The 19,314-nt window shown below is 44.4% G+C and carries 23 protein-coding genes and 1 riboswitch; of the genes, 9 read left to right on the top strand and 14 right to left on the bottom strand.

Going from position 1 to position 19,314, the window contains the following annotated elements; all coding sequences use genetic code 11:
• Positions 1-82: 82 nt before the first annotated feature.
• On the bottom strand, positions 83-1,000 hold the full coding sequence (locus tag BLT53_RS03320; RefSeq protein WP_090236675.1) for an ABC transporter substrate-binding protein: 918 nt from the start codon (positions 998-1,000) through the stop codon (positions 83-85).
• Positions 1,001-1,197: 197 nt separating this feature from the next.
• On the opposite strand from BLT53_RS03320, the gene BLT53_RS03315 reads away from it, so the two are divergent.
• The 5 genes from BLT53_RS03315 to BLT53_RS03295 all read left to right on the top strand — a co-directional run bounded on the left by BLT53_RS03315 (position 1,198) and on the right by BLT53_RS03295 (position 5,213).
• Positions 1,198-2,205: a FecCD family ABC transporter permease gene (locus BLT53_RS03315; RefSeq protein WP_090232756.1), complete on the top strand. Its 1,008-nt coding sequence runs from the start codon at positions 1,198-1,200 to the stop codon at positions 2,203-2,205.
• A complete protein-coding gene (locus BLT53_RS03310; protein ID WP_090232754.1) occupies positions 2,202-3,248 on the top strand; it encodes a FecCD family ABC transporter permease in 1,047 nt (348 codons plus the stop codon). Before BLT53_RS03315 ends, BLT53_RS03310 begins: the two co-directional genes overlap by 4 nt.
• Before the next feature lie 11 nt (positions 3,249-3,259).
• The gene (locus BLT53_RS03305) at positions 3,260-4,081 is read left to right on the top strand and encodes an ABC transporter ATP-binding protein (RefSeq protein ID WP_090232752.1); all 822 of its coding nucleotides are present in this window, start codon (positions 3,260-3,262) and stop codon (positions 4,079-4,081) included.
• Positions 4,053-4,832, top strand: a complete 780-nt coding sequence (locus tag BLT53_RS03300; protein ID WP_170834211.1) for an IucA/IucC family C-terminal-domain containing protein — start codon at positions 4,053-4,055, stop codon at positions 4,830-4,832. Before BLT53_RS03305 ends, BLT53_RS03300 begins: the two co-directional genes overlap by 29 nt.
• A gap of 84 nt (positions 4,833-4,916) precedes the next feature.
• The gene (locus tag BLT53_RS03295; RefSeq protein WP_170834210.1) at positions 4,917-5,213 is read left to right on the top strand and encodes a DUF948 domain-containing protein; all 297 of its coding nucleotides are present in this window, start codon (positions 4,917-4,919) and stop codon (positions 5,211-5,213) included.
• Between the two features lie 42 nt (positions 5,214-5,255).
• On the opposite strand, the gene BLT53_RS03290 is transcribed toward BLT53_RS03295, so the two are convergent.
• From BLT53_RS03290 to BLT53_RS03240, 12 genes are all read right to left on the bottom strand, one after another.
• Positions 5,256-6,323 carry an NAD(P)H-dependent flavin oxidoreductase gene (locus BLT53_RS03290; RefSeq protein WP_090232749.1) on the bottom strand — a complete coding sequence of 356 codons (1,068 nt, stop codon included), beginning with the start codon at positions 6,321-6,323 and terminating at the stop codon, positions 5,256-5,258.
• Positions 6,324-6,401: 78 nt separating this feature from the next.
• Complete coding sequence (locus tag BLT53_RS03285; RefSeq protein ID WP_090232747.1) at positions 6,402-6,584, bottom strand: hypothetical protein; 183 nt, start codon at positions 6,582-6,584, stop codon at positions 6,402-6,404.
• A 91-nt stretch (positions 6,585-6,675) separates the two neighbouring features.
• Complete coding sequence (uptA, locus tag BLT53_RS03280) at positions 6,676-7,266, bottom strand: undecaprenyl phosphate transporter UptA (protein WP_425284647.1); 591 nt, start codon at positions 7,264-7,266, stop codon at positions 6,676-6,678.
• A 42-nt stretch (positions 7,267-7,308) separates the two neighbouring features.
• On the bottom strand, positions 7,309-7,665 hold the full coding sequence (gene crcB, locus BLT53_RS03275; RefSeq protein WP_170834209.1) for a fluoride efflux transporter CrcB: 357 nt from the start codon (positions 7,663-7,665) through the stop codon (positions 7,309-7,311).
• Positions 7,662-8,057, bottom strand: coding sequence for a fluoride efflux transporter CrcB (crcB, locus tag BLT53_RS03270; RefSeq protein ID WP_090232745.1), 396 nt, complete (start codon positions 8,055-8,057; stop codon positions 7,662-7,664). The genes crcB (BLT53_RS03275) and crcB (BLT53_RS03270) overlap by 4 nt, the downstream gene beginning before the upstream one ends.
• Before the next feature lie 130 nt (positions 8,058-8,187).
• Positions 8,188-9,225 (bottom strand): ribonucleotide-diphosphate reductase subunit beta, encoded by a 1,038-nt coding sequence (locus tag BLT53_RS03265; RefSeq protein ID WP_090232744.1) that lies wholly within the window; start codon positions 9,223-9,225, stop codon positions 8,188-8,190.
• Positions 9,226-9,235: 10 nt separating this feature from the next.
• Complete coding sequence (locus BLT53_RS03260; protein WP_090232742.1) at positions 9,236-11,503, bottom strand: ribonucleoside-diphosphate reductase subunit alpha; 2,268 nt, start codon at positions 11,501-11,503, stop codon at positions 9,236-9,238.
• Positions 11,504-11,634: 131 nt separating this feature from the next.
• Positions 11,635-11,835: riboswitch (cobalamin riboswitch) on the bottom strand.
• 60 nt (positions 11,836-11,895) lie between these two features.
• Entirely contained in the window at positions 11,896-12,309 is a 414-nt protein-coding gene (locus tag BLT53_RS03255) for a CBS domain-containing protein (RefSeq protein ID WP_090232741.1), read from the bottom strand.
• Between the two features lie 133 nt (positions 12,310-12,442).
• A complete protein-coding gene (locus BLT53_RS24630; RefSeq protein WP_139168364.1) occupies positions 12,443-12,616 on the bottom strand; it encodes a Fur-regulated basic protein FbpA in 174 nt (57 codons plus the stop codon).
• A gap of 143 nt (positions 12,617-12,759) precedes the next feature.
• Positions 12,760-13,278, bottom strand: coding sequence for a MogA/MoaB family molybdenum cofactor biosynthesis protein (locus BLT53_RS03250; protein ID WP_090232740.1), 519 nt, complete (start codon positions 13,276-13,278; stop codon positions 12,760-12,762).
• A gap of 22 nt (positions 13,279-13,300) precedes the next feature.
• The gene (locus BLT53_RS03245) at positions 13,301-13,843 is read right to left on the bottom strand and encodes a copper resistance CopC family protein (protein WP_090232738.1); all 543 of its coding nucleotides are present in this window, start codon (positions 13,841-13,843) and stop codon (positions 13,301-13,303) included.
• Between the two features lie 117 nt (positions 13,844-13,960).
• Positions 13,961-14,056, bottom strand: a complete 96-nt coding sequence (locus BLT53_RS03240; RefSeq protein WP_090232737.1) for a YjcZ family sporulation protein — start codon at positions 14,054-14,056, stop codon at positions 13,961-13,963.
• A 207-nt stretch (positions 14,057-14,263) separates the two neighbouring features.
• Between BLT53_RS03240 and BLT53_RS03235 the strand changes: the two genes are divergently transcribed.
• Positions 14,264-14,356 carry a YjcZ family sporulation protein gene (locus tag BLT53_RS03235; protein ID WP_090232735.1) on the top strand — a complete coding sequence of 31 codons (93 nt, stop codon included), beginning with the start codon at positions 14,264-14,266 and terminating at the stop codon, positions 14,354-14,356.
• Positions 14,357-14,487: 131 nt separating this feature from the next.
• Here BLT53_RS03235 and BLT53_RS03230 read toward each other — a convergent pair whose 3' ends face one another.
• Positions 14,488-16,548: a peptidoglycan D,D-transpeptidase FtsI family protein gene (locus tag BLT53_RS03230; protein WP_170834208.1), complete on the bottom strand. Its 2,061-nt coding sequence runs from the start codon at positions 16,546-16,548 to the stop codon at positions 14,488-14,490.
• Positions 16,549-16,758: 210 nt separating this feature from the next.
• On the opposite strand from BLT53_RS03230, the gene BLT53_RS03225 reads away from it, so the two are divergent.
• The 3 genes from BLT53_RS03225 to BLT53_RS03215 are packed head-to-tail and all read left to right on the top strand — an operon-like array spanning position 16,759 to position 19,310.
• Entirely contained in the window at positions 16,759-17,544 is a 786-nt protein-coding gene (locus tag BLT53_RS03225) for an ABC transporter permease (protein WP_090232731.1), read from the top strand.
• A gap of 3 nt (positions 17,545-17,547) precedes the next feature.
• Positions 17,548-18,330, top strand: coding sequence for an ABC transporter permease (locus tag BLT53_RS03220; protein WP_244520346.1), 783 nt, complete (start codon positions 17,548-17,550; stop codon positions 18,328-18,330).
• A 17-nt stretch (positions 18,331-18,347) separates the two neighbouring features.
• Entirely contained in the window at positions 18,348-19,310 is a 963-nt protein-coding gene (locus BLT53_RS03215) for an ABC transporter ATP-binding protein (protein ID WP_090232730.1), read from the top strand.
• Positions 19,311-19,314: the final 4 nt, after the last annotated feature.

Raw genomic sequence — 19,314 nt, 5'->3', positions numbered from 1 at the left:
CATCGTGTGAATTATTACACAGAACGCGCTGTCAGAACATAAAAAAAGCCCGTGATATGGCATCACGAGCTTCATCTGTTACTTATTTCACCAAATATTTTTCAATGTCATCAAGCATGAGGTTGGCTGCTTTCACACCACCAGCCGTATTCCAGATGGCATCAGAAACCTTGTGAACATTACCCTTTTTCACAGCATTGAGATTTTTCCAAAGGGGATCATTGGTCCATTCTTTCTCCTGCTTGGTCGCTCCTCCGTCCCCTGCTTCGTAAGTAAAGTAAAACAATTCATCGCCATCCATTTGCGGGATTTGTTCCTTCGTTACTTCTGCCACGAAATCATCTTTACTTTCCACCTTTGGACGTTTAAAGCCGAGCTGATCAAGAATTACACCGGAAAATGTATTGGTTAGGTAGATACGGGAAACCCCGGGCATGAAACGGACGATAGAAATTTCCTTGTTCAGGTTATCACCCGCTTTTTCACTGATTTGTTTGACGCGTTGATCGTAATCACTGATTACTTTGTTTCCTTCTTTTTCTTTATTTAGAGCCTTGGAATATAATTCGAAATTATGCTTCCAGTTACCGCGCAGGTCTTCTGAAAAAACAGTCGGTGCAATTTTGTTTAATTGGTCATAAATTTTTTCTTGTCTCATTTTATTTCCAATAATGAGATCTGGTTTAAGGGAAGCGATCTTCTCCAGATTAACCTGGCTTTCGTCGCCAACCACCTCTACACCCTTCATATCATCTTTTATGTGATCATACCATGGATCACCGAGCCAGGATTTAACGGCACCAACAGGTTTAATACCCATTGCCAGCACCGCTTCTGTTCCTTCATTCGTCAAAACAACAACACGTTTTGCGCTCTTTACCTCGGTTGTTCCCATTGCATGCTTAACACTATACCCTTTTGAATCTTCTCCGGATGATTCCTTTCCACCATTCCCCCCGCAAGCTGCCAAAAGCATCAGCGAAAGAATGGCAATAATCATTCCCCATTTTGAATATGTAGATTTTACTGTATTCAAATTCTTTCTCCCCCAATTGATAATGAATTTCATTTACAGACAAATCATACCTGAAAGTAAAAATAAAAGTCAACAGTAATTGATAATGATTTTCAAATTCATTGACATACAGCATTATCTTTTTTAAACTATAATTGTAAATTTCTAATTATGAGGTCCTTATGAACGGAGTAATTCAATCATCAAAAGCGAAGATTGCCATTCTCGCTTTGGCAGTCCTTATGTTGGCTGTCTGTATGGCGCTTAGTGTTGTATTCGGATATACCGACACAAGCTGGAAAACAGCTGTTGCAGCATTTACTGATTTTAATGGGTCCAATCAGCATCTTATTATACGAAATGCCCGTCTTCCCCGCGCTTTGATCGGTGCGGCAGTTGGGATTTCACTCGCATTGGCCGGTGTGCTTCTGCAAGCGGTGACACGGAACCCAATCGCATCCACCGATATTTTCGGATTGAACGCGGGAGCAGGTTTTTTTATCGTTATGGCTGTCTCATTCTTTCAAATCAGTTCTCTTCAGCAATTCACCTGGATTGCATTTCTAGGTGCTGCTGTCTCGGCTTTGGCCGTATACATATTGGGTTCTGCGGGGCGCAGCGGTTTAACCCCAATAAAAATGACACTGGCAGGTGCGGTTATCGCTGCGATGTTTGCCTCTCTTACACAAGGAATGCTGGTGGCGAATCAAAAAGCGCTGGAAGAAGTACTCTTCTGGCTGGCTGGATCAATACAGGGCCGAAAAATGGAGTTTCTTTATCCTGTGCTTCCTTATCTTGTGACTGCCTGGATTGGTTCCTTGCTGATGTTCCGCCAGCTTAATACCTTTTTACTTGGTGAAGATGTTGCCAAAAGCCTTGGCCAGAGGACACTGCTCTTTAAGATTCTGGCTGGTGTCTTGATCGTGCTGCTTGCCGGCGGATCCGTCGCAGTGGCGGGCCCAATTAGTTTTATCGGTATTGTTGTTCCTCATTTCGCCCGTTATCTTGTCGGTAATGACCATCGTTGGGTTATCCCCTTTTCCGCTTTATTTGGCGGTATACTGCTGATTACTGCCGACATTGGTGCCCGATACATCGTACTTCCGGAAGAAGTTCCGGTTGGTGTAATGACCGCTTTGATCGGTACGCCGTTTTTTATTCATATCGCCCGAAAAGGATCATTTAAATGAGCAAGTATATTACAGCAAGGTCCAGAAGATTTTCGTTTCTAATAGATAAAAAAGCCCTGTTCACTTCACTGATTCTTGTCCTTGTGACAATGGCCATCATGTCGGTAAGCATTGGGATCGGGGAGCTGTACATCTCTCCTCTCGAAGTCATACAATCCCTGACTGGGACTGGTGCCGGAATTAACGATGTTGTTATACATGAATTCAGGCTTCCCAGAATCCTAATTGCTGTGATTGCAGGGGCTTCCCTTTCCCTGTCAGGAGCCATTTTGCAGGGAATCATACGAAATCCACTTGCTTCGCCAGATATGCTTGGCATTACATCCGGCGCAGGCTTTGCAGCCGTTACCTTTATAACGGTCTTCAGCAGCCAAAGCAACAATTTGACGGTGAGCATCGGTTATTTGCCTGTTGCGGCTGTAACCGGAGCGTTTCTTATGGGAGCCTTGATTTACCTTCTTGCATGGAAACGCGGAATATCACCTGTAAGGCTGATTTTGATTGGTGTGGGCCTGATGACCGCAGCCCAGGCTCTTACAACACTCATGATCGTCCTCGGACCCATTTATGCCGCTCCGCAGGCAACGATCTGGCTCACTGGTACGGTTTATGCGACGAACTGGAAAGATGTATACAGCCTCTTGCCCTGGTTTCTTATCCTGACACCTCTTTTGCTTGCATCCGCAAGAAAATTGAACGTTCAGGAGCTGGGTGATGATGTGTCCTCAAGTCTCGGGCATTCAGTGAACAAGAACCGTCTTTTATTACTGCTGATCAGTACAGCTCTGGCCGGTTCGGCCGTCGCTTTTACCGGAGCCATTGGATTTGTTGGCTTGATCGCGCCGCATATCGCCAGAAGGCTGGTTGGCTCTTCCTTCGGCGCTCTGCTTCCTGTATCCGCTTTTCTTGGGGCCATTATCGTATTGCTTGCTGATTTGGCAGGAAGAACACTTCTCTCACCGCTGGAAGTTCCAGCAGGAGTTTTCACCGCTGCCATCGGTGCTCCCTATTTTATTTACCTTCTATTTAAAAATCATGGTTAAGGAGCGATTTCATGTCCATTCTGCAAACCGAATCTTTAACATTATCCTATGGAAAAAAACCTGTGATTCAAGACCTGAATCTTTCGATACCAAAAGGGGAAATCACCGTTTTAATCGGCAGTAACGGGTGTGGAAAGTCGACACTATTGCGTTCCATGGCGCGCCTTCTAGCACCTGAAGAAGGAGCAATTCTTTTAAATGGGAAGGACATCGCCAAACGGTCAACAAAGGACGTGGCAAAAGAGCTGGCCATTTTACCCCAGGGGCCGGTGGCACCGGAGGGACTGACTGTTCTTCAGCTGGTTAAACAAGGAAGGTACCCATACCAATCTTGGTTGAAACAATGGTCTAAGAAAGACGAAGAGGCGGTTACTCAGGCCCTGACGGCGACCAATATGCTTGAATTGGCGGAGAGAAGTGTTGATTCCCTCTCCGGGGGACAAAGACAGCGTGCGTGGATTGCCATGACCCTTGCTCAGGGAACGGAAACCATCCTTCTCGACGAACCGACTACGTATTTGGACATGACACACCAGATTGAAATACTCGATCTGCTCTTTGAGCTGAATGCAAGGGAAAAACGCACCATTGTAATGGTCCTGCACGATCTTAACCTGGCCTGCAGGTATGCCCACCATCTGGTGGCCATCCAGAATCATTCGGTAGCAGCTCAAGGTTGTCCGGAAGCTATCATGAATGAAAAACTCGTTGCCGATGTTTTTCATATGCCATGCAAAATTATTGAAGATCCTTTATTCGGCACACCAATGTGCATTCCATACGGAAAGGGGAGAATCGCGAGAAATGGCTTACCCACAGCACAATATGCCTAACCTTAACGGCTGGTCTCTCTTGGAACAGACTGATATTGAAAAACGCTCCAGCTTTAAATTCCATTTTTCAAAGGAAAAGGCTGCCTTTCCAGCGTCTCTCTTATTAAATAAGCAACGTATGCTTTCCTATATGGAAACCGTGGGTGATAAAATCGGCTCCAAAGAACAAAGGGTCATAGCCTCCATGTTCTTTAAGCGCTATGTTTTCTGTATTCTCACCTCTTCCCTTTATGCCATGTCGATGCTGAATAAGCAATTTGATATCCGTCTGGAAAATGTGGTGATCATTGACGAGGAAGATGGCGAAAAAGAACATAGCTGGCTGCCGTCTTTTTCCCTTCAAAACAGTGATGGGATGCCTATGGTCGGAAACCGGGAAAATTGGAGATCATCGGTTGTTGAAACACTTTTCGCCGAAAACATATCGGTTATGCTTGATTACTTGGCAGCAAACACAAAAGCATCAAAAACGATGCTTTGGGAGAATGCTTTAATTTATATGGCCTGGTTATACAACACGTGGAAAGGCGAGAACCACCCTCCTGCAATCCATGAAAGATTAGAAGACGACTACCAATTTCTTGTGAAACAGGCACAAGGCTTTCACTTTGGAACAACTTCCAATCCTTTCAGCATATTGGCTGCCCGATATGAAGACCATCGATTTCAGCAGAGAAAAACATGCTGCCTGTACTATCGGACAGACGGTGGCACTTGCTGCAATACATGCCCATTAAAAAAAGCCGACTGATCTTTTGAATATCAGCCGGCTTTTGTTTGTATGATAAGTATAATGGGTATCACAAGAATAAAGAGATTGAAGGAGGGCAATATTTTGGTCATCATCTGGATTAGCATTGCAATTGTTGTCGCAGCATTGGTCTTCCTTGGGGTCTATGCTGTTAAGCTGATGAAATCGAGCAAGTCAACCATTGAAAACTTAAACCGTACCACTCAGCTGATGCAGGCGGAGGTAAATGACGTGACAAACCAGACCGCACTGCTCAATGAAAAAACCGAGTATTTGAAATACGATGTCTACAATAAAACACAAAGCATCAAAAGTGTAGGAGAATCTGCAAAGGAATTAAAAGAGAACGCGACGGAGTTGTTTAAAACCGTAAAACGATAAAGGCCGCAAGCCCAGGACCAGGGGCTGCGGCTTTTTTCCGGTTTAAAGTTTTACAAGCCCGTCTGCAATCCGGTTATAATCAGCGATAAGGGTCTCGACTAGCTGCTTCGCTGGCCTTCTTTTAGCCAGTGGGGCACCCTGCCCTGCCCATAGGGACATGTACCCTTTTTCTCCCTGGCTCGCAGCAGCTTTCCGAAGTCCGGAAGTCAATGCATTTTGAATAGGATATGGAGGAAGGTCGTCAACAGCTTTCATCTCTTCCATAAAACTATTTGAAATACCTCTTGCCATTTTGCCCGAAAACGCTTTGGTCAGCCTCAGGTCCGTTTCTTTCGATTCCAGCACAGCTTCTTTATGCAGATGATGAGCTCCGCTTTCTTCTGCTGTTAAAAAAGCAGTACCCAGCTGGACAGCGCTTGCTCCAAGCGCAAAGGCGGCAGCCATACCCCTCGCATCCATAATTCCCCCGGCACCAATGACCGGAACAGAAACCGCATCAGCAATCAAGGGAATCAAAACCATTGAGCCGATCAGTGCCTGCTCTTCGCTTCCAAGAAATGTTCCTCTATGGCCCCCTGCTTCACTTCCCTGGGCCGAGATCGCATCGATGCCTGCCGCTTCGAGACGGACGGCCTCTTCCACGGTGGTGGCAGTCGCAATCGTAACCACGCCTTCTTGTTTCAGCCTGTCGATTACTTCTTTGTTCGGTGCATTGAATGTAAAACTGATGACTGGTACTTTCTCTTCAATTACCACATTCAACTGCTCCTGAAAATGGGACGTCCATCCCGCAAACCGGGATGACTTCTCCATTCCCAGCCTTTCTTTAAATCCTTCAAGCGTTGCTTCCATTTTTTCAGTCTGATCTCTCTGAAACGTAAATTCCTCCGGCAGAAAAAGGTTGACGGCAAAGGGCTTGGCCGTCATTTCCTTTATGCTCTTAATTGCGGCTTTTACCTCGTTGGGCGCCATATAACCCGCTCCCAACGTACCTAATCCGCCGGCATTGGAAACCGCCGCTGCCAACTCCGGCGTTGCCGGGCCACCGGCCATTCCAGCCTGCACAATAGGATATCGAATGCCGCAAAGTGAAGTAATGGATTCATTCATAGCTACACCGCTCCATCCTTATTTTTTATGTATTCCTCCGATAAGTGTAACAAAAAAACACGCATACTGTCCGCGTGTTTACATTTTATTTCGGTTGAACTGACTATGGACCCGCTCAATCACCCGCTGGATATTCTCTTGTTTGTATCCGCATTCCCTCATGGCTCTGGAAATACAGTTGGCCACCTCCTCCTTTTCTTGTTCCCCTCTCATTCTCATAAGCACCTCATTGATTATTTTATTTCTCGCCAGCTCATCCATTCTCCTCACCCGCCCGCTTCTTTTGATAAATGTATGACCATAAACATAGAAAAAGACCCTTGAGACAGGGCCCTTCTACGAGCAGTAAGATTTATTTTTTTCCTTTTCTCACTTTAAAGATGATGACAATGAAGAGAATGACAATGGCGCCAATGGCAATCCCTCTCGTAAATGGAGCGGCAATCGTTTTAATGTCTTCCCAGTTGCTTCCAAGCTGGCTTCCCAGATAGATAAATAAGATCGACCAAGGAATAATAGCCAGCAAGGTATAGATCGTAAATTTAGAAAATGACATTTTTGCAATGCCTGCGGGAATTGAAATGGCATGCCGGACAACAGGAATGAAACGGGCAAAGAAAATCACACCATTGCCATATTTCTCAAACCAGCTTTCTGATAAATCAATCTGTTTCTGACTGATCAGAATATACTTTCCGTACTTTTCCAAAAAGGGTCTTCCGCCATAATACCCCATCCAGTATAAAAACAACTGGGCGATGGTTCCCCCGATTGTTCCGGCAATAACTGAACCGGCAAAACTCAGATGTCCCTGCGAAATGAGATAGCCCGCATACGACAAAACCAACTCGCTTGGAATAACCTCTACCATAAGACCAAGTGCAATTCCGAGATGTCCAAGCCCCACAATCCACTCCAAAAGTGACAGTACCATTTCTTTCAATGCGTTTCCCTACTCTCTGTATTGATAATAGCTTGTCCGGTATTACCGGATGCCCAGCACGAACCCGGCCAATGCAGCCAGTATACCGACGAAGTAACTCAGTGCCAAATATAGAATCAGCACGTCCCATTGTTTTTTTCGATAAAATTGAATGCTCTCCAGCTTAAGTGTTGAGAACGTCGTAAATGCCCCCATAAATCCTATTCCAAAAAACAGTCTGATAGAATCAGAAGGTTCCATCGCCGTAATCCAACCAAGCAAAAAAGAACCTGTAATGTTCACAAACAACGTTGCCAAAGGAAATGCAGTAGACGTTTGTTTTATAACCCATTGGCCAATTCCGAAACGGAACACCGCGCCAAAAAATCCCCCCGCAGCCACAAGCAACATGTGGTTCACGATGCTGCCCCTCCTTTGGCGACTCCGCTTCCTAAACGAAAACCTGCCCACGACATGAAAAGTCCTCCGATTAAGCTGAGCAAGATGTATAGAAGAGCCGTAGCGGTCTGGCCGGTTTGGAAGAGCTGAATGTTTTCTACACTAAAGGTGGAAAACGTAGTAAACGAACCGATCAGACCCGTACCAACGACCATGGATGTATACGGATGGGCGGATGGGCGTCTCCCGAGCCAGAACGTTAGATAGCCAAGCGCAAATGATCCGGCCATGTTGGTCAGGAAGGTAGCAAGCGGAAGTCCTCCTCCCCAGCTCTCACTCACCGCAAGGCCCAGTCCATAGCGCAAAAGCGCTCCGGCCATACCGGCAATCCCTACCCAAATATACAAAAGCACAAGCTTCAGTCCTTTCTTTATGGGCGTTCATTAAACAAAACAGACTCCTGCAGGAAGCCCTGCAGGAGTTCATTATCTCCGTTATTCAGTTTATCATGTTTACTTTCAGGAGAACAATAATCAATCATGCTTAAAGATCGTCAAATCCGTTTGCATCCGATACTTTTGTATATTGCCGGGACTTTTGTTCGAAAAAATCACTCTTGCCGCTGTCCACATGCTCGTACGCTCTGATCCATTTCATCGGATTTTCCCTGAATCCCTGAAACGGCCGTTCTACCCCGAGCTCATTCACTCTTTTGTTGGCCATAAATTTAATATACGCTTCAAGCTCCGGCATGTTGAGGCCGGCAAAGCGGTCACCGATGATGTATCGGGCCCATTGTATTTCCAGCTCTGCCCCCTTTTTAAAGGTTTCCCGTACAAAACGCTTTGTTTCTTCATTGTCCAATTCCGGTATTTCTTTCAGCAATTCTTTAAAGATTTGGCAAAACAGCCGGACGTGAAGCTGTTCATCCCGGTTAATATAATTAATCATCGTGCTCGTACTCATCATTTTTTGGTTTCGCGCCAGGTTGTAAAAAAAGGCAAAGCCTGTATAAAAATTCAAGCCTTCAAGGACCACATCATAGACAATCGATTCCATAAAGGTTCTCGGTGTCGGATTTTCCGAAAACCGTGTATATCCCTCTGCTATAAAATCATTTCGTTCCCGCAGTATTTGATCATGCTTCCAGTACTCAAAGATTTCATCCTGCTTCTGCTTATTCACAAGGCTTGAAAGCACATAGGAATAGGACTGGTTATGGACGACCTCCTGGAAGGAAAGCACTGTCATCAGCGCCGAAAGGCTTGAATCGGTGAGATAGCCGGCAGCCCTGGAAGAATAATCGGTTTGAATGCTGTCCAGAAAGGCCAAAAGCCCGATAATTTTGTTAAACGTATCCTTCTCCTCGCCGGAAAGCTGCTGATATTGCTTCACGTCGCCGGACATATTGATCTCAAACGGGGTCCAAAAATTGGCCAGCATATTCTTGTACATCGGATAAGCCCAACTGTACCGGACATCATCCCAGTTCAGTACGTTTGAACTTCTGCCATTCAGAATTCCCGTTGATGCATTTGGGGCGGTTACATCGTATAATTTTCGTTTGCTTAATGTATTCATCCTTATCCTCCTAGCTTGAGCAGCTCTCACAGTCTTCAAGTTCTGAAACGGATGTTGACCGCGTATAGTACGTGGTCTTCAGTCCTGATTTCCAGGCGGTCATATGAAGATCCAGCAGCTCTTTTGCCTTGATCGTACTCTTCACATAAAAGTTAAAGGAAATCGATTGGTCCACATGCTTTTGCCTTGCCGCATTTTGTTTAATACTGAAATGCTGGTCCACCTCATACGCCGATTTATAATACCAGTTTGTCTGGGGTGTCAGGTCAGGTGCAGTAACCGGAATTTTAAAATCCTTTTTTTCTTCTGAGTACTCTTTTTTGAAAATGGGATCCACAGAAGCGGTTGAGTTTGCGATCAGGCTTGTTGTTGCATTCGGAGCAACCGCCAGCAGCCATGCGTTTCGAATACCAGAAGTCTGAATCTCTTCCTTCAGCTTCAGCCATTTTTCAGACTGGTAGCCTCTTTGCTCAAAATAAGTCCCGGTCTCCCAATCAGACTCTTTAAAAGCCGGATAGGAACCCTTTTCTTTCGCTAATTCATTGCTGGCTTTGATGGTCAGGTAATTGATTTTTTCATACAACTCATCGTTATATTGAACAGCCTCCTCGGACTCCCAGCGTATGCCCTCAAGAGCCAGAAGATGGTGAAGCCCAAATGTTCCAAGTCCGATTGCCCGGTACTTTTGATTGGTCAGTACCGCCTGCTTGACTTCAATGCGGTTTTCGTTCAGATCAATCACATTATCGAGCATTCGCACCTGAATCGGAACCAGGCGTTCAAGTACATCCGCCTTTACAGCCCTGGCAAGAGAAATGGAGCTTAAGTTACAAGTTACATAATCACCGGGCCGTTTGGTGATCATAATCTTTCCATCCTCGGTAATCTCTTCTTCCACGGTTGTGGCTGACCCGTTTTGCGCAATTTCGGTACACAGATTGCTGCAGTAAATCATCCCTTCGTGCTTATTTGGATTGGCACGATTCACCGTGTCCCGGTAGAACATGTAAGGCACACCTGTTTCGAGCTGGCTTCTCATAATGCGTTTGAAAATCTCGATTGCCGGCACAACATCATAGCCGCCGGACCCCTTTTCACCAAAATATCCCTGATCTGCAGCGCGGACACATTCCTCGTACTTTTGCCGGAAGCTTCCTTCTCCAGGCACTTCATCATAATAGTCATCCAGTTCATAGCCCATTATCTTTTTAACCATGTAGGGATCAAACAGATACCAGTCATCCCGGGCTTCTGTTTTTTCCATAAACAAATCCGGGATGCAAAGGCCGAGAAACAAATCATGCACCCGTTGTCGTTCGTCCCCATTGTTCAGCTTGGCATCAAGGAATGAAAACAAATCCTTGCCAAACACATTATAGTAAATGGCAATCGCTCCCTTTCGCTGGCCTAGCTGGTCTACGCTGACGGCGGTCTGGTTCAGCAATTTTGCCCATGGGATGATTCCTGAGGAATTTCCTTTGAATCCTTTAATCTCGGAACCTAGGCTTCTGATTTTACCGAGATATACGGCAATTCCCCCGCCCCCTTTGGAAAGAGTGGCTGCATCGGTTGTAGAATCATAGATTCCCCTCAGGCTATCCTCCATCGTATCAATGAAGCAGCTGGACAGCTGTCCATAGCTCTTTCCTGCGTTCGCTAAAGTCGGTGTGGCAACGGTCATGTAAAGGTTCGACATCGCCCAGTACGCTTCTTTAACCAGGCTCAGGCGCTTTTCTTTCGGCTCCCTGGAGAGCAGTGTCATCGCAACGATCATGAACCGCTCCTGAGGAAGCTCATATACACTGCCCTCATGTGATTGGGCCAAATAACGGTCTGCCAGGGTCCGAATGCCGATGTAGGTAAACTTATGATCCTGATCCGAATCAATTACGCTCTCAAGCTCTTTGATTTCGGCGTTGGAATACGTTCGCAGAAGGCTCCTGTCGTAAATCCCCATCCCAGTCAACTGCTCAATCAGTTCATACAGTGAACCATAAGGTTGTCCCGTTTCATTGTTTCTGTTCTTTGCTGCCTCCCGATACAACTTTTTCAAGTGTATTCTTGCTGCGACAAAGGTCCAGTCCGGCTCTTCCATCGAAATATTCTCAAGGGCATAAAGAACCCCCATGTTCAGCATTTTTTGTGTGGAATCCTCCTGATGGACAAAATAGGAGACTTTTTCTATGTATTCTTCTCTCTTCCTCAACTGGGGAAATTCCTCTATAATCTCCTGGAGTTCACCAATTACCTGCTGGACTCTTGAAATATCTGTAGCCATTTACAGCTCTCCTCTCTTTTCAAACAAAAATAAAAGGCTCATCCATTGGATGAGCCCAAAAACGACACGTAGTATGTAAAAAACAAAAAAGCAGATTGGTGCCGTTTTTGTTTCTCACTCCCCGAAGAATCAAAACCGTGAAACAAAAGGCAGGTCTACTGGCTACTGCTTCATCCTACTCCGGACCTTCCCATGTAAAAGCCACAGCTTTGTGCGCGTTCTTTACACAGTGGATCTCCGTTTCGTCCACATGACAGTTGCGGGGACAGCTCCGGAATTGCACCGGATTCCCTATTAAGTCTTTAACAGACACCTGTTGTTTCATAAATACTATATTTAGTTCCTCACACCTTACTTTCACACTAAATATAGTAATTGTCAATACCTTTTCTTTAATTATTGTTATCCCAGATGGCACGTGCACAATATTTTATAATATCTCTCCGCCGGATAATACCAATGAAATGGCCGTCATCATCCGTTACAGGTATAAAATTTTGGTCGGTTGCGAGCGTGATTAAATCCTCCATATTCGAATTAATAGAAACCGAAATATTATTCACCCGCTGTGGTACATCCTTTAACTTTGTTTTCACGACATCATGGAAACCAAGGTCAAAGGCCTCTTTCAGTTTCCAAAGCAAATCCCCCTCTGTTAAGGTCCCTACATATTGTCCATCCTCTGAAACAAGAGGAACAGACGTATATTTGTGATACGAAAGCTTTTCTAAAGCCTGCCTAATGGTCGATTCAGGATTCAAAAATTTTACCTCATCTTTAGGCAATAGATAAAAAGCGATGTTCATGCTGTGATCTCCTTTAACCCTTAATTGCAGTTGTTCATTATATACTATAGCAAAAAGCATGATCTTCTTTCACACAAAAAAAGCCCTGAGAAGGCCTCTTATGCTTTACTTTTATTCCCACACTGAGAACGTATTAAACTTTTTTGCCTGGTTCTATGACGGTCCCCTGTTGATGGAGCCAGCTTTTATACTCTTCTTCAAGTTCGGTTAATGGCGATTCCAGCTCCTTGCTGATCCCGGCCTTTTTAAGCATCTGAATCAAATATTTTTTTCTTTCTTCAATCGCTTTCCGCAATATCCCGCCCATCTGAAACCTCCCGATAAAGCGTTTTCATAACATAGTATACGTAGCTGCCATAAAAAAAGTTTCAGCGTCTGTCACGCATAACTAATTTATTGGCAGCTGTACCCATTTATGACATGAGATAGGCGGAACAAGGAGAGGATCTGTTACTTAGGTAAATCTTTATTGATTTCTCTGCGAACATGTCCGATTTCAGGAAGGATGAGTTTTTTCATAGCCAAAGATACCGCGCCCGATGATCCAGGCATTGCAAAAACAGCGGTGGAATCAATGACCCCAGCAACGGCTCTGCTCATAATTGCCGCAGAACCAATGTCTTCTGTATAACTCAGCATGCGAAACAATTCTCCATATCCGGGTATTTCCTTTGTAAACAGAGGTCCCAGCGTTTCAATGGTTACATCCCGTTTGGCAATTCCAGTTCCCCCGTTGATCAGAATGACCTCAACGTCTTCTGCTAAGCAGCCTTCAAGAACAGCGGACCGAATTTCGTCCACTTCATCTTTTACAATCGCATACTGCGAAACTTTGTGTCCATTTTGAACGAGCTGATCTTTTATTAAGATGCCGCTTTTATCGGTTTCCGCTGTCCTTGTGTCACTCACTGTAATCACTTTGCAGCTTACAGAGGAAGGTGATTCTTTTTTATGTTCTTCAACACTCATATCTTATCCCCTCTTCGCGATTCTACTTCTTTTTTCTTTTAAGTAGCCATACCACAATGGCAATGACAATGACGACAATAACGATAAATACCGGGGCAGATGAAGTGGTTTTGCTTTCTGCTTTCTCTGCTTTTTGTTCTGATTGTTCCTTTTGTTTGGTTACCGGTGCTTTTTCAGTGCTTTTTTCGGGTTGTTTTTTCGCTTCTTTCTTCTCTTCTGGTTGGTCTACGGTAAAAGAAAATCCCTTTTCAATCACATGCCCATCAGCACCAATGATTTTATAGTCCACGTTATACTTTCCGTTTTCAAAAGAATCCGGTGAAGTGCCCATCAAAACCCTGTCGTTCACAGTTGTTTTAATATCTACCGGTTTTCCATCTCTAGTTACTTTCATGGTGCTTAAATTTTCGATTTTAGTTTCAAACGTTAACGTGATCTTATTAAGATCTTCTTTGACTACAGCGCCCTCTTTCGGATCAGAGGATTCCAGGCCGGTGTGTGCAGAGACACTGGAAGCGGTTGAGAAAAAGAAAATTGCGGCCAGCAGCCATATGTATTTTTGCATGTGAACTCTCCTTTTGCGTGCTTGTCATACCTATATATACTGTACAGGAAATCCCCAAAAAAGACCACTCAGATCCAGTAATCTGAGTGGTCTTTTCGACTTATGCCTGATTAGGGCTTAGCAAAACGCGCATGCACAACCTATGATTATTAACAAAATGAACAACACCACAATAAGAGCGAATCCACTTCCGCATCCGTGTCCAAATGACATTTTGTTGCCTCCTCTTTCGAGATATTTAATGATCTACATCCATAACATATGAAGCGGTCGTGCTCTGTGAAACGGTGCAAGAGTCTATTTTTTAAAAACAAAACTCGCCCTTTTTTTGATCGTTATCCGCATTTGTCCATACATAAATGACAAGACTCCATATACTGTTAGGGAAATGTTGGAGTTTCTAAAAAGGAGGTAAATACTATGGGATTCGCAGTAGGTGGCAGTGGTTTCGCCTTGATCGTGGTACTGTTCGTGCTTCTTATCATCGTTGGCTGTGCATGTGCGTTCTGCTAACAAACGAACAAGGAAAAGATGCAGATCTTTTCCTTGTGCATTAATGAACTACGATTAACGCAAATCTTTTTCCAAAAACCCAAAACCCATTTTTAAAGCACTGAGCGATTGCCCAGTGCTTCTTTTTGTTATTAATCGCTGTTTTTCTCCGTGTTCTTTGTTTTTTCTTTGAGCTCCCAATAGGTTTCAAGGGCGCGCTGGCCAATGTGCTTATTGACCGCCTGTGTGCCGCTGTAGGGAGATGCGTCTGGAACAATTATCGCATAGGCAATTTCCGGATTATCGAACGGCGCATAGCCGACGAGCGTCAAATTATCCTTATCTGCGATAAAATTCCCGTTGCTGTCATATTTCTTCACCTGTGCGGTACCTGTTTTACCCGCAGGATTATGGTACTTCGGATTATTACCAAAGTACTTTGTTGCAGTGCCTCCAGGCGAATGGTAAACCTCCCAGAATCCCTCCTGCACCCTTTCGATATAGCTTTTATCCATGTCCAGTTCATTCAGGACATTTGATTCAAACCGTTTAACGAGCTTTCCTTCCATATGATTTTCCGTTTGAGGCTCACGAATCTCCTTAACAAGCCTTGGCTGTACGCGGTACCCGCCATTCGCAATCGTGGATACATATTGCACCATCTGGATCGGGGTATATGTATCAAACTGACCGATCCCCATATCAATCATATTACCGAGCTGGTCGGTGTAGCCGCCATTATATCCTGTAGATTCGTTTGGAAAATCAATGCCTGTCTTGACTCCCAGACCGAATTGGCTGAAATAATAGCGCATCACATCAAACCCAAGATAACGGTTGTCACCATAAAAGCTTTTCGAACTGTAACTGAATTTTCCGAGGCGCATGACAATGTTGTACATATAGACATTGGATGATCGCTTCAAAGCGGTTAAGTCATTGATGCTTCCCATATTCGCATGCGACTTTTTCGTCAATGATCCAAATTTCAAAGGCGCATCATAGATGTATTCCCCGGGATGAATCACCCCTTTATGAAGTCCAGTCAACACGGTTGCACCCTTGACGGCTGAACCCATTTCATAGGCATCGAACAAGGCACCGTACGAATCATTCACAAATGCTCCATCCTTGTCCATCTTTTTCCCGGCAATCGAATAGACTTCCCCCGTTTTCGGGTTCATCATAACGATGTAGGCAGACTTCATCATTTCATTTCCGCGGTCAGCCCTGCCTTTCCTTATTTCTTCTTCCAGAATTTTTTCCATCTTTTCCTGCAGATCCATATCGATGGTCAATACCAGATCTTTTCCGCGTTTGCCTGGAATGATTTTTGGTTCACCAAGCGTTTTTCCTGTTTTGGGATTGGTAAGATAAATACTTCTTTCTTTTGTCCCTCTCAAGGTTTCCTGATATTGAGCTTCAAGCCCGCTCACGCCAACCTGGTCTGTCCGGTCATAATTCATGGCACCGAAATATTCTTGCTGCTCTTTAGGCATCTGTTTCACACGTCCAAAAATCGTTTTCAGCGAATCGCCAAACGGATAGGTTCTGTCGGCATCCGGCATGATATCAATGCCCGGCAGCTGGTTCAGATTCTCGGAAATGATTGAAATTTCCCGATCGGTCAGGTTCTTCTTTACTGGAGAAGCAGAGTAGGCATACCCAGCGTCCATTTCCCGTTTGATCGCAAGTATTTCCAGATCTTTTTTGGTAAGTGTATGTAAATCCTCCTTGGTAATTCGCTCAACCAGCACCTTATACTCTTTTTCATTGTTCAGTTTTTTGATTTCAGCTGAAGTTAGCCTTTCCTTCAGCAGTTCTGCAACCCCGTTCTTTACGATAAAAAAGTCCTTTTTGTCCCGTTCCGGGATTTTTTTGATATCGACTTTTATGTGCTGTGAGAGCCATTTCGCCACCCTATAGGTATCCTCGGGCTTCGTGCTGCTCGTTTTGGTATAGGTCAGTGTGAAGTAGGGCTTGTTATCCACAACAACACGCTGATACCTGTCCAGTATTTTCCCGCGAGGCGCCTCTTTCTTTGCTTCTTCCTTTTTAATAGCATCTGATTCCTGCCTCTTTTCCTCACCATTAACAATTTGAAGTACGCCAAGACGAAGAATCAAGATTGAAAAAAGTAAAAAAACTGCAATGAATAAGATATTAAGCCGAAAAGGGAGATGATTCTTTTTCTTTTTGGTTTGTGTCTCCATCCATCTGTCCTCCAAGGATATTATTACAATAATATTACAAAAGCTTCCACTCATAGATTACTAAATATTAATAGTAATTCCAAGTTTTTCATAGGAATTTCTTTCTAAAAAATTTTTATCCGACGTAATATTCAGCTTATTGATTCGATTCATATAATTTGCTATATTAATAATCCTGTTTGTAAAAACCTTGTAAAAAGGAGGCAGCGGATGGTTTATTGGCATCTTTTTCGCAAAAGTTTTGCCATCAATATGCAATATCGGCTTTCGCACTTGATCAACAATGCTGCATCGGCGATCTTTGGCTTCGTGTATATAGCCATTTGGACCGGGGTCCTGACGGGCAAAGAGCAAAAAAGCCCGTACAGCATATTGGACATGACGTATTATATGGGTGCCAGTCAATGCATCTTGTGGATGACTGTTTTTTTGACTGCAGGGCTGGGAATCCAGCTCGGTGTCCGGAACGGCGCCATATCGATAGAACTTGCACGGCCGGTCAGCTACTATTTTTATGTCGTTTCCCAGGAGGGTGGCAGAATCGCCTACAATGCCTTATTCAGAAGCCTCCCCATTGGACTGATTTTCTCACTGACTGTTGGTTTTTATGTACCCTCCCACTGGACCACACTTGTTTACAGTCTGCTTTCCCTTCTTCTCGCCATCGGCATTTCACTAAATATCTTTTATTTGATCGGCATCAGCTCTTGCTGGACCACAGAAATATCATGGTCATGGGCTCATTTTATTATTCTCACCTTAATGTTCTCTCTTGGAGGACAAATGGTTCCGCTTACGTTTCTGCCTGAATTTTTGTCCCAACTGGCAAAGTGGCTCCCTTTTGCCGGTGTCGTATACTACCCGGTTCTTATTTTTCTGGAAAAAGCGGATCATTCGGTACTGATTTTGCAAACCGGATGGCTGTTGGTTCTTCTTTTTGCAAATCATGGGATTACTGCTGCAGCACGGCAGAAGGTTGAAATCCAGGGGGGATGAAAATTGAAGCTATACATAAAACTTGTGAGTGCCAGCATACGCTCCCGCATGCAGTACAAGATGAACTTTGTTTTTTCCATGGTCTCCTACGGGATCGTAATGATGATTGATTTTTTGATGCTTGCTGCTATATTAAACCGTTTCAATGAAGTCAAAGGCTGGAATCTGTATGAGGTGGGCATTCTCTACGGCATTTCTTCTGTCTCCCTTTCCCTGTACCGAACCGTAGCTCCTGAAATTCATGAGTTTGAAAAGTATATGATTGAAGGGGAATTTGACAGTCTGCTGATTCGGCCGGTATCCCCCCTTGTCCTGCTGCTTTCAAAAAACCTTGACCTTTCAAGAATTGGAGGCGCCCTGCAAGGAATGATCATCATCGCTCTTTCGCTGTACCACATCAGCCACACGCATTCTATTACGATGCTGCTCATTTATCTTCCTGTCATATTGGTATGCGGTTGGATAATCTCGTTTTCACTCGCTTTAGTAACGGCAACCATCGCATTTTGGACGCAGCGGATCAAGGATTTTCAAACGTTCACCTTGTACGCCCCCTTTAATGCGGCCAATTATCCGATGAACATTTATCCCGGCTGGCTGAAATTTATTTTTTTCACCGTCATTCCCGTGGCTTTTATCAATTATGTTCCCATGTTGTTTTTACTGAACAAAGGCGGAAGCATCTATTACCTGCTGCTGCCCGTTCTTGTGGCACTTTTATTTTTTTATTTGGCATCAGCCTTTTGGAATTTTGGGATCCGATTTTATCATAGTACCGGAACATAAAAAGGAGGAGCTCTTAGATGATTGAAGCCCGACAGCTTACAAAAAGCTTTAAAATATATCCGTCAAAACCCGGAATCCTGAACAGTATGCGTTCTTTATTTTCCGCAAAGTATGAAATCAAGCATGCCGTGGATTCCATTTCTTTCAAAATAGATGAGGGGGAATTTGTAGGTTACATCGGTCCGAACGGGGCAGGCAAATCTACAACGATCAAGATGCTGTCAGGAATTCTGCATCCGAGTTCAGGAACAGCCACTGTCCTAGGCATCGACCCACAAAAGGAACGAAAAGAGCTTGCCCGGAACATCGGGATCGTTTTTGGACAGCGAACCCAGCTATGGTGGGACCTTCCGGTTAAAGATTCGTTTGAGATCCTGAAAGCGATGTACAAGATTGATGAACAAGATTACCGGCACTTTTTGAAGCAGTATGATGACATCCTCGAAATCGGCCGGTTTCTCGAAACTCCTGTCAGAAAGCTGTCTCTTGGCCAGCGGATGCGCGCTGATCTCGCAGCGGCCATGATTCACAATCCATCCGTTCTCTTTTTGGATGAACCGACCATTGGCCTGGATGTAGTAGCCAAAAAAAACATCCGGGAATTCCTGAAAGAAATGAACATTTCTCATCAAAAAACCATTATTCTGACCACACATGACATGGATGATATTGAACAGTTATGCAGCCGTGTGATTGTAATTAATCAGGGGAAAACCGTACTGGATGGTTCCTTGGAACAGCTGAAAAACCATATTGGTCTGCCAAGCATTCTAAAAGTCCTGTATGATGAACACGTAAACCCGAAGAATATCAGCGGAGTTGAAAAAATAGAGCAGAACGGCTCCGAGTTAACCATTCTGTATGATCGCTCAAAAATCACATCTCCAGCTCTTTTGCAGGAGATATCCCAATGGGGTACCCCAAAGGACATTCAAATGAAAGAGCCCGACATTGAAGAAGTTATACAAAACTTTTATTAAAAAA

Origin of the sequence: Fictibacillus solisalsi (assembly GCF_900103485.1) — a bacterium.
GTDB classification, from domain to species: domain Bacteria; phylum Bacillota; class Bacilli; order Bacillales; family Fictibacillaceae; genus Fictibacillus_C; species Fictibacillus_C solisalsi.
Note: the sequence above shows the minus strand (reverse complement) of the source record. Positions and strands in the feature narration are given on the sequence as shown.

Excerpts from the sequence above, each read along its gene's own strand:
- BLT53_RS03320 (WP_090236675.1), bottom strand. The coding sequence starts at position 1,000 with ATGATTATTGCCATTCTTTCGCTGATGCTTTTGGCAGCTTGCGGGGGG.
- BLT53_RS03315 (WP_090232756.1), top strand. The coding sequence starts at position 1,198 with ATGAACGGAGTAATTCAATCATCAAAAGCGAAGATTGCCATTCTCGCT.
- BLT53_RS03310 (WP_090232754.1), top strand. The coding sequence starts at position 2,202 with ATGAGCAAGTATATTACAGCAAGGTCCAGAAGATTTTCGTTTCTAATA.
- BLT53_RS03305 (WP_090232752.1), top strand. The coding sequence starts at position 3,260 with ATGTCCATTCTGCAAACCGAATCTTTAACATTATCCTATGGAAAAAAA.
- BLT53_RS03300 (WP_170834211.1), top strand. The coding sequence starts at position 4,053 with ATGGCTTACCCACAGCACAATATGCCTAACCTTAACGGCTGGTCTCTC.
- BLT53_RS03290 (WP_090232749.1), bottom strand. The coding sequence starts at position 6,323 with ATGAATGAATCCATTACTTCACTTTGCGGCATTCGATATCCTATTGTG.
- BLT53_RS03285 (WP_090232747.1), bottom strand. The coding sequence starts at position 6,584 with ATGGATGAGCTGGCGAGAAATAAAATAATCAATGAGGTGCTTATGAGA.
- BLT53_RS03265 (WP_090232744.1), bottom strand. The coding sequence starts at position 9,225 with ATGAATACATTAAGCAAACGAAAATTATACGATGTAACCGCCCCAAAT.
- BLT53_RS03260 (WP_090232742.1), bottom strand. The coding sequence starts at position 11,503 with ATGGCTACAGATATTTCAAGAGTCCAGCAGGTAATTGGTGAACTCCAG.
- BLT53_RS03255 (WP_090232741.1), bottom strand. The coding sequence starts at position 12,309 with ATGAACATCGCTTTTTATCTATTGCCTAAAGATGAGGTAAAATTTTTG.
- BLT53_RS24630 (WP_139168364.1), bottom strand. The coding sequence starts at position 12,616 with ATGGGCGGGATATTGCGGAAAGCGATTGAAGAAAGAAAAAAATATTTG.
- BLT53_RS03250 (WP_090232740.1), bottom strand. The coding sequence starts at position 13,278 with ATGAGTGTTGAAGAACATAAAAAAGAATCACCTTCCTCTGTAAGCTGC.
- BLT53_RS03245 (WP_090232738.1), bottom strand. The coding sequence starts at position 13,843 with ATGCAAAAATACATATGGCTGCTGGCCGCAATTTTCTTTTTCTCAACC.
- BLT53_RS03240 (WP_090232737.1), bottom strand. The coding sequence starts at position 14,056 with ATGTCATTTGGACACGGATGCGGAAGTGGATTCGCTCTTATTGTGGTG.
- BLT53_RS03235 (WP_090232735.1), top strand. The coding sequence starts at position 14,264 with ATGGGATTCGCAGTAGGTGGCAGTGGTTTCGCCTTGATCGTGGTACTG.
- BLT53_RS03230 (WP_170834208.1), bottom strand. The coding sequence starts at position 16,548 with ATGGAGACACAAACCAAAAAGAAAAAGAATCATCTCCCTTTTCGGCTT.
- BLT53_RS03225 (WP_090232731.1), top strand. The coding sequence starts at position 16,759 with ATGGTTTATTGGCATCTTTTTCGCAAAAGTTTTGCCATCAATATGCAA.
- BLT53_RS03215 (WP_090232730.1), top strand. The coding sequence starts at position 18,348 with ATGATTGAAGCCCGACAGCTTACAAAAAGCTTTAAAATATATCCGTCA.